Annotated in this window: 11 protein-coding genes and 1 pseudogene; 6 read left to right on the top strand and 6 right to left on the bottom strand. The window is 57.7% G+C overall.

The genetic code is table 11. The annotated features are described in order from the left end of the window. Positions 1-165 precede the first annotated feature (165 nt). The 3 genes and pseudogenes from ACZYHG_RS36755 to ACZYHG_RS36745 all read left to right on the top strand — a co-directional run bounded on the left by ACZYHG_RS36755 (position 166) and on the right by ACZYHG_RS36745 (position 3,668). Positions 166-1,121, top strand: a pseudogene (locus ACZYHG_RS36755) (ABC transporter permease). Beyond that, positions 1,118-2,029: an ABC transporter permease gene (locus ACZYHG_RS36750; protein ID WP_464615501.1), complete on the top strand. Its 912-nt coding sequence runs from the start codon at positions 1,118-1,120 to the stop codon at positions 2,027-2,029. Before ACZYHG_RS36755 ends, ACZYHG_RS36750 begins: the two are co-directional and overlap by 4 nt. Further along, positions 2,016-3,668, top strand: a complete 1,653-nt coding sequence (locus ACZYHG_RS36745; protein ID WP_464615500.1) for an ABC transporter ATP-binding protein — start codon at positions 2,016-2,018, stop codon at positions 3,666-3,668. Before ACZYHG_RS36750 ends, ACZYHG_RS36745 begins: the two co-directional genes overlap by 14 nt. 59 nt (positions 3,669-3,727) lie before the next feature. Here ACZYHG_RS36745 and ACZYHG_RS36740 read toward each other — a convergent pair whose 3' ends face one another. The 6 genes from ACZYHG_RS36740 to ACZYHG_RS36715 are packed head-to-tail and all read right to left on the bottom strand — an operon-like array spanning position 3,728 to position 9,791. Then, positions 3,728-4,816: an alcohol dehydrogenase family protein gene (locus tag ACZYHG_RS36740; protein ID WP_464615529.1), complete on the bottom strand. Its 1,089-nt coding sequence runs from the start codon at positions 4,814-4,816 to the stop codon at positions 3,728-3,730. Positions 4,817-4,848: 32 nt separating this feature from the next. Further along, a complete protein-coding gene (locus ACZYHG_RS36735) occupies positions 4,849-5,955 on the bottom strand; it encodes a mandelate racemase/muconate lactonizing enzyme family protein (RefSeq protein ID WP_464615499.1) in 1,107 nt (368 codons plus the stop codon). Further along, a complete protein-coding gene (locus ACZYHG_RS36730; RefSeq protein ID WP_464615498.1) occupies positions 5,952-6,332 on the bottom strand; it encodes a carboxymuconolactone decarboxylase family protein in 381 nt (126 codons plus the stop codon). Before ACZYHG_RS36730 ends, ACZYHG_RS36735 begins: the two co-directional genes overlap by 4 nt. A gap of 12 nt (positions 6,333-6,344) precedes the next feature. Continuing rightward, positions 6,345-7,796, bottom strand: a complete 1,452-nt coding sequence (locus tag ACZYHG_RS36725; protein ID WP_464615497.1) for an aldehyde dehydrogenase family protein — start codon at positions 7,794-7,796, stop codon at positions 6,345-6,347. After that, positions 7,789-8,889 carry an aromatic ring-hydroxylating oxygenase subunit alpha gene (locus ACZYHG_RS36720; RefSeq protein ID WP_464615496.1) on the bottom strand — a complete coding sequence of 367 codons (1,101 nt, stop codon included), beginning with the start codon at positions 8,887-8,889 and terminating at the stop codon, positions 7,789-7,791. Before ACZYHG_RS36720 ends, ACZYHG_RS36725 begins: the two co-directional genes overlap by 8 nt. Continuing rightward, a complete protein-coding gene (locus ACZYHG_RS36715; protein ID WP_464615495.1) occupies positions 8,886-9,791 on the bottom strand; it encodes a MurR/RpiR family transcriptional regulator in 906 nt (301 codons plus the stop codon). The genes ACZYHG_RS36720 and ACZYHG_RS36715 overlap by 4 nt, the downstream gene beginning before the upstream one ends. Before the next feature lie 62 nt (positions 9,792-9,853). Here ACZYHG_RS36715 and ACZYHG_RS36710 point away from each other — a divergent pair, with 62 nt between their 5' ends. From ACZYHG_RS36710 to ACZYHG_RS36700, 3 genes are read left to right on the top strand one after another with little or no spacing between them, the layout of a single operon-like run. Continuing rightward, a complete protein-coding gene (locus ACZYHG_RS36710; protein ID WP_464615494.1) occupies positions 9,854-12,331 on the top strand; it encodes an FAD-dependent oxidoreductase in 2,478 nt (825 codons plus the stop codon). Continuing rightward, on the top strand, positions 12,324-13,619 hold the full coding sequence (locus ACZYHG_RS36705) for an aspartate aminotransferase family protein (protein ID WP_464615493.1): 1,296 nt from the start codon (positions 12,324-12,326) through the stop codon (positions 13,617-13,619). The genes ACZYHG_RS36710 and ACZYHG_RS36705 overlap by 8 nt, the downstream gene beginning before the upstream one ends. Positions 13,620-13,647: 28 nt before the next feature. Next, entirely contained in the window at positions 13,648-14,883 is a 1,236-nt protein-coding gene (locus ACZYHG_RS36700) for an NAD(P)/FAD-dependent oxidoreductase (protein ID WP_464615492.1), read from the top strand. Positions 14,884-14,897: the final 14 nt, after the last annotated feature.

Below are 14,897 nucleotides of genomic sequence, written 5' to 3'. Positions count from 1 at the left end.
CTGTTATGGGGGCGAAGAGCAGCAGCGCTTTGATGAGCATTCCAACGGAGGTCCTTCCCGACTTATTCGTTTTCTCCGACCGTCCGCTGGTTGACGAAGGTACGATTGTTTTATTAAGCTGTCCATACAAAAACATTTGTGCCATGACTGTGGGCGGAGGGACCATTGGGAAACATTCCAAAGCTGATCATCAAGCGCCTCGGCCTGGGGATTTTTGTCCTATGGGTGGTGTCGCTTTTTATCTTCCTCGGGGTGTCCCTGCTTCCCGGAGATGTGGCGACCGAAATCCTCGGCCAGTCCGCCCTCCCTGAAACGGTCGCGGCCTTTCGACACCAACTGGGGCTCGATCTGCCCCTCCACATCAGATACGTGCACTGGCTCGGTGGATTGCTTACCGGGGATCTCGGACACTCCCTTGCAAACGGGCGTGCCGTCTCACAATTGATAGGCGAGCGGCTGGGCAATACCTTGTTTCTGGCCGGCGTCGCGGCCTGCTTCTCTGTACCGGTGTCATTGCTCTTGGGGTTGCTCACTGCGCTTTATCGCGGCTCGGTCTTCGACCGCTTCACGAACGCCGTCACACTCACCTGGATCTCATTTCCCGAGTTCTTCGTCGCCTACATCTTGATCATGTTCTTCTCCGTCCAGGCGGGCTGGTTTCCCAGCCTGTCAACGATCAGAGACAGCGATAGCTTTATCCATTCCCTCTACTTGGTGACGTTGCCGGCATTGACGCTCACTCTGGTCGTCGCCGCCCATATGATGCGCATGACGCGTGCGGCAATCATCAGCGTTCTGGGCAGTCCGTTTATAGAGATGGCAAAGCTGAAGGGCATTGGCCAGCGGCGAGTCATTGTGTGGCATGCGCTGCCCAATGCCCTGGCACCGATTATCAACGTCGTGGTGATCGACCTCGCCTACCTGATTGTAGGCGTTGTCGTGGTCGAAGTCGTGTTCGTCTATCCGGGCTCGGGCAGCTGATGATCGACTCCGTTCAACGCCGCGATATTACGGTCGTTCAAGCCTGCAGCCTAATATTTGCAGCCACTTACGTTTTGCTGAACATGTTCGCCGACGTGTTGGCGATTGCGACCAATCCGAGGCTTATGTACCCCAAATGAGTACTCCCGCTGATCTTTCCCCGCCGCCGAACATAGCCCCGGCCGGCCGGCCTCATCACCAGGATCCCGGCCGCTTTAGGGCATTGCTCGAAGGCCTTCGCCAGGCGCCTCTAAGCGCCTGGTTCGGTCTTGTCATCGTGGCCATTTACGTCGTGGTTGCGCTATTTGCGTCCGTGATCGCCCCATACGGGGAAGGCCAGGTGGTTGGTTCACAGTTCGATCCGTGGACCGCCCAGCATCTATTGGGCACCGACAATCTTGGTCGGGACACGCTGTCGCGATTGATATACGGCGCACGAAACACCGTCGGCATTGCGTTTCTGACGACATCGCTTGCCTTTCTTATTGGCGGCAGCGCGGGGCTTGTTGCGGCAGTCGTCGGCGGCTGGGTCGACCAGATCCTGGCGCGACTGGTAGACATCCTGATGGCAGTCCCGCAGCTGATTTTCGCCTTGCTGCTGCTTACGATTTTCGGTGCGTCGGTCACTTCGTTGGTTTCGATTATTGCCGTGCTCGACGCGACGCGCGTTTTTCGCCTGGCGCGCGCGGCTGGGATGAACATCGCGGTGATGGATTATGTGGAGGTAGCGCGCCTACGGGGTGAGGGGCTGATCTGGATACTCTCGCGTGAGGTGTTGCCGAACATTTTGCCTCCGCTCGTGGCGGAGTTCGGTTTGCGTTTTTGCTTCGTTTTTCTGCTGATCAGCTCCCTTTCGTTTTTGGGCATCGGCCTGCAGCCACCCACAGCAGACTGGGGCTCCATGGTGAGGGACAACGCAATTCTTATCACCTACGGTGATATCACCCCGCTGTTGCCCGCAGCCGCCATTGCCCTTCTGACGGTCGGGGTAAATTTTCTGGTGGATTGGTTCCTGCACGAATTGAGCGGTTTAGATGACGAAACTTGATAGCATCCGTGGCACCAAAGGCGATGTCATACTGGATGTGAGAGGCCTTCGAATCGGTGCCAAGAGCAAAGCCGGTTGGGCCCAAATCGTCAAAGGGATTGATCTCACGTTGCGACGCGGTGAGATACTTGGTCTTATCGGCGAATCCGGCGCCGGCAAGTCGACGATAGGGCTAGCCGCCCTCGGGTATGTTAAACCTGGTTGCCGGATCACGGATGGGACCATCCTTTTCGCTGGAGGAGATTTAAGCGAGCTTTCCGAGGCAGAGTTGCGGCGTCTCCGAGGCGTTAGGATAGCTTACGTCGCTCAGTCGGCGGCAGCTGCCTTCAATCCAGCGCATAGGCTTATCGATCAATACACCGAAGTTGCCGTCGTTCACGGTGTTAGCGATGCTGCGTCCGCGCGCGCTCAGGCGGTCGAGCTTTATCGAAAGCTGCATCTGCCTGATCCGGACACCTTCGGCGAGCGCTTCCCGCACCAGGTCTCCGGTGGCCAGTTGCAAAGGGCGATGGTGGCGATGGCGTTGGCTTGCAAGCCGGATATCATCGTCTTCGACGAGCCGACAACCGCCCTTGATGTGACCACTCAAATCGAGGTGCTGGCAGCGATCAAGGATGTTGTCCGGGACTTCCACACCGCGGCGATCTATATCACCCATGATCTGGCGGTTGTCGCCCAGCTCGCCGATCGCATCATGGTGCTCCGGCACGGCGAGCTGGTCGAAGAAGGCAACACCCGGCAGATCTTGGAGCAGCCTTCGGCCGACTATACGCGCCAGCTACTGAGGCGTGATCCTCCAAAAAGCGATACAACGACCGCAAGTCGAAAGATCCTAACCGTCTCCTCCGTGGATGCCGCTTACGGTTCGATAAGGGTACTCCACGACGTCAGCCTCTCCGTAGGGGAGGGCACCACGGTAGCGGTGGTGGGTGAATCAGGCTCTGGGAAATCAACGCTCGCGCGCGTCGTTACCGGCCTGCTGCCTTGCAGCAAAGGTACCCTTTTGTTCGATGGCAAAGCGATTGATTCATCTCTCAAACACCGCAGTCTAGATTTGCGGCGGCGCATCCAGCTTGTTCATCAAATGCCCGACACATCGTTGAATCCGCGCCATCGCGTGCGGGAAGTACTTGGGCGGCCATTGAGCTTCTACCACGGGCTCATGGGGGGTGTTCGCACAGCACGCATCCTTGAGCTGCTTGAGCAGATCGAGCTCGATCCCACTTTTCTGGATCGCTTTCCCGAAGAGCTCTCGGGCGGCCAGAAACAGCGTCTGTGCATCGCGCGTGCCTTGGCCGCGAAGCCCGATCTGATCATTTGTGACGAGGTAACATCAGCCCTTGATCAATCGGTGGCGCAGGGTATCCTTAGGCTGCTGATGGAGCTACAGAAGAATCTGCGGGTTTCATATCTGTTCATCACCCACGACTTGCAGACCGTTAGAGCTATCGCAGACGAAGTCGTTGTGATGAATCAAGGGCGCATCGTTGAGCAAGGCCCGAAGGATGAGTTCTTCGCCCCTCCACATCATCCTTACACGCAACTCCTGCTAACCTCGGTTCCGCAGATGGACCCGGACTGGTTGGACACGATCCGAGAAACCCGTGCAGCGCTCGCCAGAGCGGTCAGCCTGGCCTGACAGGCTTCAGGTGGCGGCTGAAGTTACAGGGGCCGATAGCCTCCGTTGGAGACTCGCGGCTAGTGCGTGGTGACCACGATGTTCCCGACGTGCTGTTTATCCATAAACGCCTGCTGCGCCTGGGGGAGCTCTCGCAGAGGGTACTGCGCTGCCAGAAGTGGCTTCAGCAGCCCCTGCTCAATGAGGCCTACAAGTCGCTTGGCCGTGCCAGGTGGTACAATTGTTGCGCCGGTGAGCTGCAGATCCTTGTAGATGAGCTGTCGCAAATCGAACTCGACTGTAGGCCCTGAAATGGCACCAGAGCTGGAATACCGTCCTCCTTGGCGTAAAGCCTCAATGAGATGACTGAAAATCTTGCCTCCGACGACGTCGATCGCGACATCGACCTGGCCGCCTACCGCCGACCGGATAGCGTCAGACAGAGAAGGCGTGTTTCGATCGACTACCGCATATGCGCCGAGTTCCCTAAGGCTGGCCACCTTCGACGGGCTCGCTATAGCAACGACACGCGCTCCGCGCAGCCGACACAACTGAACCGCGGCCGACCCGACACCCCCCGAAGCTCCCGCGATCACCACTGTCTCACCGGGACGAAGGTCCGTTCGCGCCACCAGGTTCTCGGCCGTGGTGTACGCACAGGGGAATGTTGCAAGCTCGGCATCGGAAAGGTCGGTGTCGATACGCAGCGCATTGCCGGAGCGTACGACCGTATATTCGGCAAAGCCGCCGTCGCACTCCGATCCGAAATAGATCGCATTGGCAAGGTCCATCCAATCACCGGTGCCAAGCAACCAGGGATCCACAATAACCCGCTCACCAACACGCGCGAGATCCACCCCCGCACCGACACCAACGATGGTACCAGCGACGTCAGCGCCCTGGATCAAAGGGAACCGAACCGGCGCACCACCCCAGCTTCCTTCCTCTGATCGAGCGTTGGCAAAGCCATCGCTGCCGGTCGATGGCGTAATTCCCTCTGTTACCGATTTGGAATACCAGGCCGTGCGAGTGTTGATGTCCGTGTTGTTCAAACCACAGGCACCGACTCTGATCAGAACCTGCCCAGCGGCCGGCGCCGGAATGGGCCAATCTTCACGATAGTGGAGTTTATCCAGGCCGCCGTGGCCAGTCAGTACAACGGCACGCATCACGGATTGTGAGCTCACGTAAGTCTCCCGGATCAATAGAACGTCGATACTGGTGTCCCAAGCCGGTCGGCGTCGGGAATCACTCCTAAGCCAGGGGCCGAGGGGGGCGAAGCATAGCCTTTGACGTTCCGCGCCCCTTGACCTGGAACAGGATCGACGGCCAGATGGTGATGACAAAGCCAGCTCGCCAGCCTGTTTTCGCGCGGGGTGGAGGACGCAAGGTGTATGGCTGCCGTGTCGGCTAGGGCGGATCCCCCGAGATCCTCCAAATGCATCTGCCAGCCGACAGACACGCCAAAGTCGCGAATCTGCCTTGCCTTGGTCAGCCCGCCAACGCGATTAGGCTTCACCTTGACGCCCTCGCACGCACCGAGCTTCCATGCATCAAGATGATCCTGGAAGGTATGCAGACACTCATCGAGCATAATAGGCTGTTTCACCCGGCTTGCCACTTGCGCGCATTGCGCAAGGGTTTCGCAAGGCTGCTCTACCCATCCACGCAAGGCGACATTGTTCAGGACTTGAACCGCGACCGCAGGGAGCCAGGCGCGGTTCACGTCATAGGTGACAGTTTCGTCTGGACGCAAAGCCGCTTCGATTGCCTCTATTCTCGAGATGTCAACGACAGGGTCACTGCCACCAACCTTCGCCGAATGCGTCCGATATCCATGCTCGTAGGCCTGACGGATCAGCGCGATCATCTCGTCGTTCGATCCGGTAGAAATAGACGAGTTGACGGCAACCGGGTCGGCTTTGTCGCCTCCAAGCAACCGCCAAACAGGCATTCCAGAAACGCGCCCCAGTATGTCCCAGCACGCCATGTCGAGTGCCGATTTGACGTAGAGGTGGCCAGGCAAGGCAACGTCCATCGTGCGATTGATGGCGTCGAGCGCGCAAGGATCCTGGCCCAATAGAGAGGGCGCCAGTGTTCCTATTCCAGCGCGAATACCAGGCCCATGGGCAGGCAGATAGGTGTTCCCCCAGGGGCATCCTTCACCCCAACCCGATATGCCGTCATCGGTGTCGATCCGGACGAACGTGCTGTCGAGCTTGTCGAAGCGGAGCCGTCCTCCCGACAGCCAATACGGTTTCGAAAGAGGCAGGTCTACCTGCCAGACGGTAATGCTGGTGATATTCATAGCATTCCTTGCTCCTGCAGCACTTTGCGGGCAACGCGAAAGCACTCGAGCGCCTGCGGAACGCCGCAATAGATGCCGACAACGTGGATAACAGCGCGGATTTCGTTCATTGAGACGCCATTGGTAATGGCGCCGCGGCAATGGGTTTCCCATTCATGCATTTTGCCCAAAGCGCCGATCATGGCGAGGTTCATCAGCGATCGCGTTTTCGCATCGATCGCTTCATCTCCCCAACCGAAACCCCAGCACCAAGCGGTCATCGCTTCTTGAAAGGGCCGGGTGAAATCATCAGCCGCAGCAAGATTGGCTTCGACGTACTTCGCTCCTAACGTCGCCTTGCGCTTGGCAAGGCCGACGTCAAACAAATCCTGTTGCAATGGAGTTCTCCTCTACCGAATGGCAATCGCGATGTTTTTGGTTTGCAGGTAGTTCCAAAGCGCCTCGCGGCCTTTTTCGCGGCCGTAGCCCGATTTGCCGTAGCCGCCAAAGGGTGTCTCGACGCCGCCGGCGTACCACTCATTGACGAACACCTGTCCGGCTCTCAAGCGCCGGGCGGTCTTCATTGCGCGATCGACATCTGCCGTAAAGATGCCGGAGACCAAGCCATAATCGGTACCGTTCGCCAGGCGCACCGCCTCGTCGTCGGTGCCGAACTTCAAAACCGAGAGAACAGGCCCAAAGACTTCCTCCCGTGCGATCGACATATCCGGCGTTACGTTGTCAAACACGGTCGGCTCCAAGAAAAATCCTCGACGGTTGAGGCGCCTGCCACCGACAACCGCACGCCCTCCCTGCCGCTCGGCTTGCTGGCACATGGACTCAGCTCGATTGCGCTGTGAGTCCGAAATCATGGCGCCCATGTTGGGACCGAATTCGAGCCTATCGGCGCCAGGACCCGCTGAAATGGAGCGCGCCATATCCGCAACTCGCTCGACAACTTCGTCGTGCACGTCCTCATGCACGATCAGGCGGGACATAGCAGAACACACCTGGCCTGCGTTGAAGAAGATCCCCCAACGAACATTCGACACAAGGTTGTCCAGGTTCGCGTCGGGCCAAGCGATCGCGGCGGATTTACCGCCCAATTCAAGCACACATGGAACCACATTTTTTGCGGCGGCGGACGCGATACTAACCCCTGTCGGAACCGAGCCGGTGAAAACGATCTGATTTACGTCGGGGTGGCTCACGAGGGTCCCGCCGGCCTCGCGGCCCAAGCCGCAGAGAATGTTCACCGCCCCCCGCGGCAGCCCCGCGTACTCGGCGGCTTTTGCGATGAACGAATTGGTCAGAGGGTCGAGCTCAGGCGTCTTTACAACGCACGCGTTGCCTGCTGTCAGAGCTGCCGACAACGAGCGAGCGGTCATCTCGAGTGGATAGTTCCAGGGGACGACATGCGCGGATACGCCGAACGGTTCGTAGACCGTGAAATCGTAGTAGCTGTCTCCGAGGGGTATGGAACGACCTTCGATCGTTTCGCACTGATTGCCGTAGTACTCGAAATATCGAGCCGCCCCTTCGACCTCGATGCGGGCCTCCCAAAGCGGTTTGCCCGCTTCGCGGCATAGGACATAGGCAATCTCATCGATACGATCGAGCAGATAGGTGCCCATCGCCCGCACCATTCGCCCCCGCTTCACGGGGCGCATTTCTGTCAACGCGCCTGACTCATGACAGGCCTTGGCGGCCTTTACGGCGCGATCAACGTCTTGCGCGCTCGCCAGGGCTTGCTGCGCAAGCGCCTCTCCGGTTGCAGGATCATCAACGGTGAGATCCCCCGCACCGCCGTCGACCCACTCACCATCTATGTAGTTCTTCCAATAGGCCTTGATCTCAGACATCGACACCTTCACGCATCCACCGCTGCAACATTCGTACCGAGTGCTCGGAGTTCACACCGCAGTTCGGATCGATAACGAGCGGACCCGGTCTGTATCCGCGACTGTGCAAGCCACGCTGGACGGCCTCGACGATATGGATATCCTCTTCGACGGTTGTCGCCCTGTCCTGGATCGCCAATTTTCGGATGATGTCGGACTCGGCTCCGTCGATCGTATACCAACCACGCCAGACGACGACTTCGTCGACATTCTTGATGCGCCAGTGATAGGTGTTGAGAATGTTGCCGGGATAAACCTGAAAGGAAAATGTCGGCCAAAGAAACCAGGAGGAATATTCTCCAGCGCGCGCATTGGCGTCGAGGTTAATAGGATAACTCATTCGGTCAAGATTCTGGCATTCGGTAGTATGACGCAGACAATAGCCCTGAGGCTGGATGTCATATGTTTCGGGCTTTATAACCCCGGTAGCAAACGTCTTATGGTTTAGAGCACAGTGGTAGCATTCGGAATAGTTCTCGATCGATACCTTCCAGTTGCAGCTTTCAGGAATCTCAACCCATTCCAGAGGCTTCAGCTGGTCGATGTGAGGGACAAATTCCGTTAGCTCCTTGCGAACCTTTGGGAACCACTCGTCAATCGGTTTGGCGTCCGGGTCGAGATTGACAAAAACGAATCCGCAAAACAGTTCGACTTTCACGCTCGTCAGACAGATGTCGTTGCGATCGAACCCCGGGACGGCATTGACGTTGGGACCGCCTCGCAGCTTGCCCGTGAGTTCATAGGTCCAGGCGTGGTAGGGGCATACCAGAAGCCGAGCGTTTCCCCTTCCCCGTACCAGTTCGTGCGCGCGATGCTGGCATACATTATAAAAAGCGCGGACCTGGCTATCTCTGTCGCGAATGCAAAACAGGTTCTGCCCTGCGAGCTCAAAGGTGAAGTAGTCGCCAGGTTTCTCCACCAAAGAGGAGTGGCCTGCGAATTGCCACGTCCGGCTCAGAAGTCCGTCTTCTTCCTTGGCGAAGATGGTAGGGTCGGTATAGTACCGCGCTTCCAGCGATCGCAGGGGTTTCGGCGGCTCGGACGAAACGTTCATCGTGGTTCCTCTTTCCAATAGACACCAAGCTCGTAGCGGCGCTTATGAAACCGCTCTATATTACTGACTGCGTCGGCCGCCGCTTCAGCCACCACGAAAGCAACGATCGTTTCAAAAAGCGCCGTCAAGGCAACGGTCGACGGGAAAAACTGTGGCGTGTCGGTCGGGATGACGAAACGTTGGTCGGCGCGGGCCAGGATAGGCGACGCGGGACTATCGGAGATGCCAACGACCTTGATGCCATAGGCGCGAGCCAACTCCACGGCCTCGACAACCTCGCGCCGGTACGGCTTGAACGTCATCGCTATCAGGAGATCACCCTTCTCGGCGCGAACCAACCCGTCCACAGGAAGGGATCCCTCGCGTGGAATCGCAACGACGCTGTCCACTGCCATGCTTGCCAGATAGGCGAAATTTCGGGCAACCGAACTGGCAAAGCCCAAGCCCAAGACGTAGGTGGTGCGCGCCTTTACAATGGCATCCGCGAGTTGCTTGATCTCGGTGGCGCTCGTTCCCGAAAACAGACCTTCGATATTCTCGATCGACGTCGATGCCATCTGGCTGTAGAGGCTGGCCAGTTTTCCGCCTTTGGATAGCGACTGCAGCCAGCGGGCCCGATCGGGAAAATCCTCGCGTCCGCGCATCACTTGCTCGCGAAAGGGTTTTCGAAAATCCTCGTAGCCCTCAAAACCAAGCGCGCGCGCCATTCGCACCAGCGTATTGGGCTTTACGTCCGCGCCTTGCGCCATGCTTCTAATCGAAGTGATGCTGATCATGTTCGAATTCTCGAGCACGTGGGCAGCTGCCTTTTGCAACTCGGGAGTGAATGTAGATAGCCGGCTCGTCAGAGCGTCGAGAACCATTGTGGCTGTTTTTACCTTTGGTACAGTCATGTGTTTCATCCTTGACAATCGTACACTTGTTCGATAGCCCTGTCTACAGGCAGTTTTCTCGGGAGACGACAATGAGCATATCTCACGCGCGGGTAGTAATCATAGGCGGGGGCATCATGGGGTGCGGCCTTGCCTACCACCTCGCGCATGAAGGCTGGACCGACATCGTGTTGTTGGAGAAGGCCGAGTTGACGTCGGGATCGACCTGGCATGCCGCTGGGCAGATCACACATTCGACGTCGAGTTTTTCCCTCGGCAAATGCGTCGGCTACAATATCGATCTCTATTCCAAGGTGCTCGAAAAAGAGACCGGACAATCTGTGACCTGGCATGGCTGTGGGTCTCTGCGGCTGGCTTATACGGATGACGAGCTCGACTGGCTCCGTCAGACCCTGAGCGTCGGAAAGGCGCTGGGCTTCACCATGGAATTGGTAGACCTGGAGCGCATCAGACAGCTTCATCCCTTTTATAATCTCGAAGGCGTGCAGGCGGCGCTGTACACGCCCGATGACGGCCATGTTGACCCTTCCGGCGCCACATTCGCACTTGCGCAAGGTGCACGTCAGCTCGGGGCTAAGATCGTTCGCCAATGTCGGGTCTTGGACGTAAAGCCAGAGCCCAATGGCGAATGGCGCGTCTTTACGGAACAGGGCGAGATCGTTTGCGAGCATGTCGTTAACGCGGGCGGCACTTACGCGCGCCAGGTTGGAAAATGGGTTGGGCTCGATGTCCCCACCACCTCCATGACCCACCATTACTTGATAACGGACACGGTTCCGGAATTCATGACGCTGGAGAAGGAGCTTCCTGTCGTTCGGGATGATCGGTTGGTATCCGGCTACATCCGGATGGAGCAGAAATCTGGCCTGATCGGCATCTACGAAAAGGCGAAGCCCAATGCTGTTTGGATCGAAGGCTGTCCATGGGAAGCCGAGCATGAGCTGTTCGAGCCTGATTACGATCGCATCATGCCTTGGCTTGAAAATGCGATGGGTCGGATGCCCGTGCTTTCCCAGCTCGGCATCAAACGGGCCGTGCATGGTGCCATTTCTCACCCCCCGGACGGGAACCCGCTGATCGGCCCCGCGCCAGGACTTAAGAACTTTTGGCTCAATTGCGGCTGTCAGATTGGCATCGGTTGGGGGCCAGGGCTGACGCGCGAACTGGCCCGCTGGATGGTTCACGGCGCCGCCGACATCAACATGCGCGACTACGACCCACGGCGTTTTGGCAAGTTTGCCGATCCAGACTATCAGGTCACCAAGGCAAAAGAAGATTACCTTCTGCGCCATGAAATACCCTTCCCGCACCTCAACCGTCATGATGGGCGGCCGGTCAAGCCCAGCGCACTTTACGACCGTCTTAAGAGGCGCGGCGCTGTCTTTGAAGAAGTCTATGGTTGGGAACGCCCACGCTGGTTCGCGAAGGACGGCCTTGAGCAGAAAGACCATTACTCGTTTCGACGGCCCGCCTGGTTTCCGCTCGTTCAGAAGGAAGTCAGCGCGGTGCGCGAATGTGCCGGCCTGATGGATATCTCGGCCTTCTCGAAGGTTCAGGTGTCGGGCCCGGATGCTGCCGGGTTCATTGATCAACTCATACCGAACCGGCTCCCGTCGAAAACCGGCCGAATTGCTCTCACGCATTTGCTCAACGATAGAGGGCGCATCGAGCTGGAAACAACGATCGTTCGCTTGGCGGATGACAGCTTCTACTTCACCTGCGCTGCCTTCTTCGAACAGCGCCTCCTGGACCACCTGACGTTTGCGCGTACGGCGAACGAAACCGTGACTATCACCAATCTTTCGGACCGTTGGGGGGCGCTTGCGCTTAACGGGCCACGGTCACGTGATATTCTGGGACCGAATACCGAGGCTGCTCTTACAAATGCTGCTTTTCCCTGGCTGACGGCTCAAGAAATCGAAGTCGCCGGGCAGAAGGTTTGGGCGTTTCGCATGTCCTATGCGGGCGAGCTGGGCTGGGAATTCCATGCCTCTAGAGAAAGCCTGCCGGCTATCTATGACGCCCTGCATGCTACCGGCAGCGCCTTCGGCTTAGTCGACTACGGCTCATTCGCAATGAACGTCATGCGCCTGGAAAAGATGTTCAAGGGAGCAGGTGAATTGACCAATGAAGTGACGCTTCCAGAGGCCGACGTCATGCGTTTCGTTAAGTTGGACAAGCCTCATTTTGCCGGAAAGCAGGCGACGTTGGAAGCAATGGAGAGAGGACCGAACTGGATTTGCGCTTATCTCGCGATCGAAGCCGACGGCGTGTCCGATGGAAATGGAGGCGAAGCTGTCTTGCTGGGTGATCGGCAGGTCGGCTCCGTTAGCTCCATTGCTTATTCCCCGACTGCCGGGAAAATCCTGGCCTTTGCCTACGTCGCTCCCGAAGCTGCGCAGGCAGGAACGAATTTGCAGGTCATGGTGCTCGGCGAGCCTCGAGCGGCGACGGTTCTGGGTGACGCCGCCTTCGATCCCAACAATGAACATCCACGGGTTGACGCGGAAAGATCAAGCCCGACCAAGAAGGTTGCTGCACATGCTTGACACCGTCGTGAATGCTAGCGCCACACAAAGCGATTGGGTGAGCCGAGCGAAGGCAGTGTTGCCTGGCGGTGGATTTGGAAATTTTGATCCTTCCATCGTCATACGAGAAGGCCATGGCGCTCACGTCTGGGACGAAAATGGCAAGGAGTATATCGACTTTTTGATAGGCTCGGGACCTATGATTCTGGGTCATGACAACCCCGAGGTCATCGAGGCCATTCGCGAGCAGGCGACGAGGGGGCTCACCTTCTTCGCCAGCAACAGGCATGCGATCGAACTTGCGGAAATCATCTGTGAGGCGGTGCCTTGCGCAGAAAAGCTTCGATATGTTTCGACAGGCGGCGAGGCGGATATGTACGCTATGCGTCTCGCCCGAGCCCATACTGGTCGCGATAAAATACTAAAGTTCGAGGGCGGCTATCACGGGATGTCGTCTGAAGCGCTTATCAGCGTTTTTCCGGACCGAATTGAGAATTATCCCAACGGCGTTCCAGACTCGGCCGGGATTCCGGAGCAAGTCTGGGACGGCGTCTTTGTCGCGCCATTTAATGACGTTGAATTCGTGCGTCAATTCCTGGACGAGCATGGCTCTAAGATTGCCGGAATCATCGTAGAGCCGCTCCAGCGTCTAATCCCACCGGCGCCAGGGTTTCTCGAGGCGTTGCGCGAGGAATCGTCGAAGCGAGGCATCGTTCTAATCTTTGACGAAGTGGTCACCGGCTTCCGCCTAGCCTACGGCGGTGCTCAGGAGCGATACGGTGTGGTGCCCGATTTATGCACCTTGGGCAAGATCATCGGAGGCGGCCTTCCGCTTGCAGCGGTTGCGGGGAAGACGGAGATCATGGCCCACTTCGACAAAGCAGCTGTTGGGAAGAATGGGTTCACCCTTCAGATCGGGACGCTAAACGGTAATCCGCTTGCCGCTGTGGCCGGACTAAAAACCTTGGAGATCCTGCGTCGGCCTGGCAGCTACGACCGTCTTCGCGGATATGGCGTAGGCGTCATGGGCATGCTCAGCAATTCGCTCGACCAAACCGGTATCGCTTACCAGATCGTCGGTGATCCAGTGCTGTTTGATGTGGTCTTCACAGAGCAAACCGTGAAATCGTATCAAGACGTCGCGAAAGGCAATTCCGCGGCCGCCGGTAGATTTAATACTGCCTTGCGTGAGAAGGGAATTTTCAAGTCGCCGGGTAAGATCTACCCATCCCTTGCCCTGACTGACAGTGATCTGGCCTGGACGAAAGAAGCAATTGATCACGCTGCCACAAGACTGCTGGCAGCATAGAGCACGAAGCATTCCCTGAGGAAGACATATGCAGGACAATGTTGTCATTGTCGGCACGGGGCAGGCTGGGCTCTCATGTGCCGTAAGATTACGCGACTCCGGCTACGAGGGCGCCGTTACCATGCTTGGTGATGAGCCATGGCTGCCTTACCAAAGGCCACCGCTGTCCAAGGCCTACCTGAAGGGCGAGACAACAGCGGACCGATTGGAGTTTCGTCCACAGGAGTTCTTCGCAAAAGCTGGAATTGTCGTGGAGCGGGGCACCCGGGTTAACTCCGTGGATCGCAACAACCGAAGTGTTAAAACATCCGATGGCAGAAGTTATTCCTATACCAAGCTCGTTCTAACCACAGGCTCGCGGGCACGAACCCTTCCGGATGCGATGACGCACGGCCGGGACGGGATACTGACCCTGAGGAGCATCGCTGACGCCGATCGTCTTCGGCGCGCGTTAGCGGATGCAAAGCGCATCGTCGTCGTTGGCGGCGGTTATGTGGGGCTGGAAGTTGCTTCGGTTGCTGTTCGCATGGGCAATGCGGTCACCATTGTCGAAATGGCTGACCGGGTCCTCAAGCGCGTCGCAGGCGCTCCAACAGCTCAAGCGATCGAAGAACTCCATGTGCGCCACGGTGCGACGATCCTAACCAATGAGCAGCTGTCAGGATTTTCCGGGGACAGCGGCAAAGTCTCGAGCGTATCTTTGCAAAGCGGGAGGATGCTCCCTGCCGATTTGGTGCTGGTTGCGATTGGTGGCATGGCGAATGCTGAGCTCGCCACGGAAACCGGCCTGATAGTCGAGAATGGCATCGTTGTTGACAAATTCGGACAGACCTCCGACGCCGACATCTATGCGGCTGGTGATTGTGCCGCTTTTCCTTTTGGCAGCCGGCTAATCCGCCTCGAATCGGTACAAAACGCCATCGAGCAGGGCAGTGTCGTCGCTAATGCCATTTTGGGCAGACCGGTGGCATACGTGCCTGTCCCTTGGTTTTGGAGCGACCAATACGACATCAAGTTGCAAACAGCTGGTCTGGCGCTTGACTACGATGATATCCTCCCGGTGTCCGTGGAAGCGGGCTCTTCGGCGTTTTGGTACTTTCGCGACGGCTTGGCCGTGGCCGTCGACACGATGAATGACGCAAAAACGCATATGGCCGCGCGCCGGCTCTTCGGAGCTCGTGTCGAGCTCCGGCGTGAACTGTTTCTAAAACCCGACTTCAACCTCATGCAGTACGTTCGTACAGCCGCCGCGCCGTCTGGGTGAATAAAGGAAAAATC

Source organism: Mesorhizobium subarcticum, from assembly GCF_055456085.1.
This window is presented reverse-complemented; position numbering and strand designations above follow the sequence as displayed.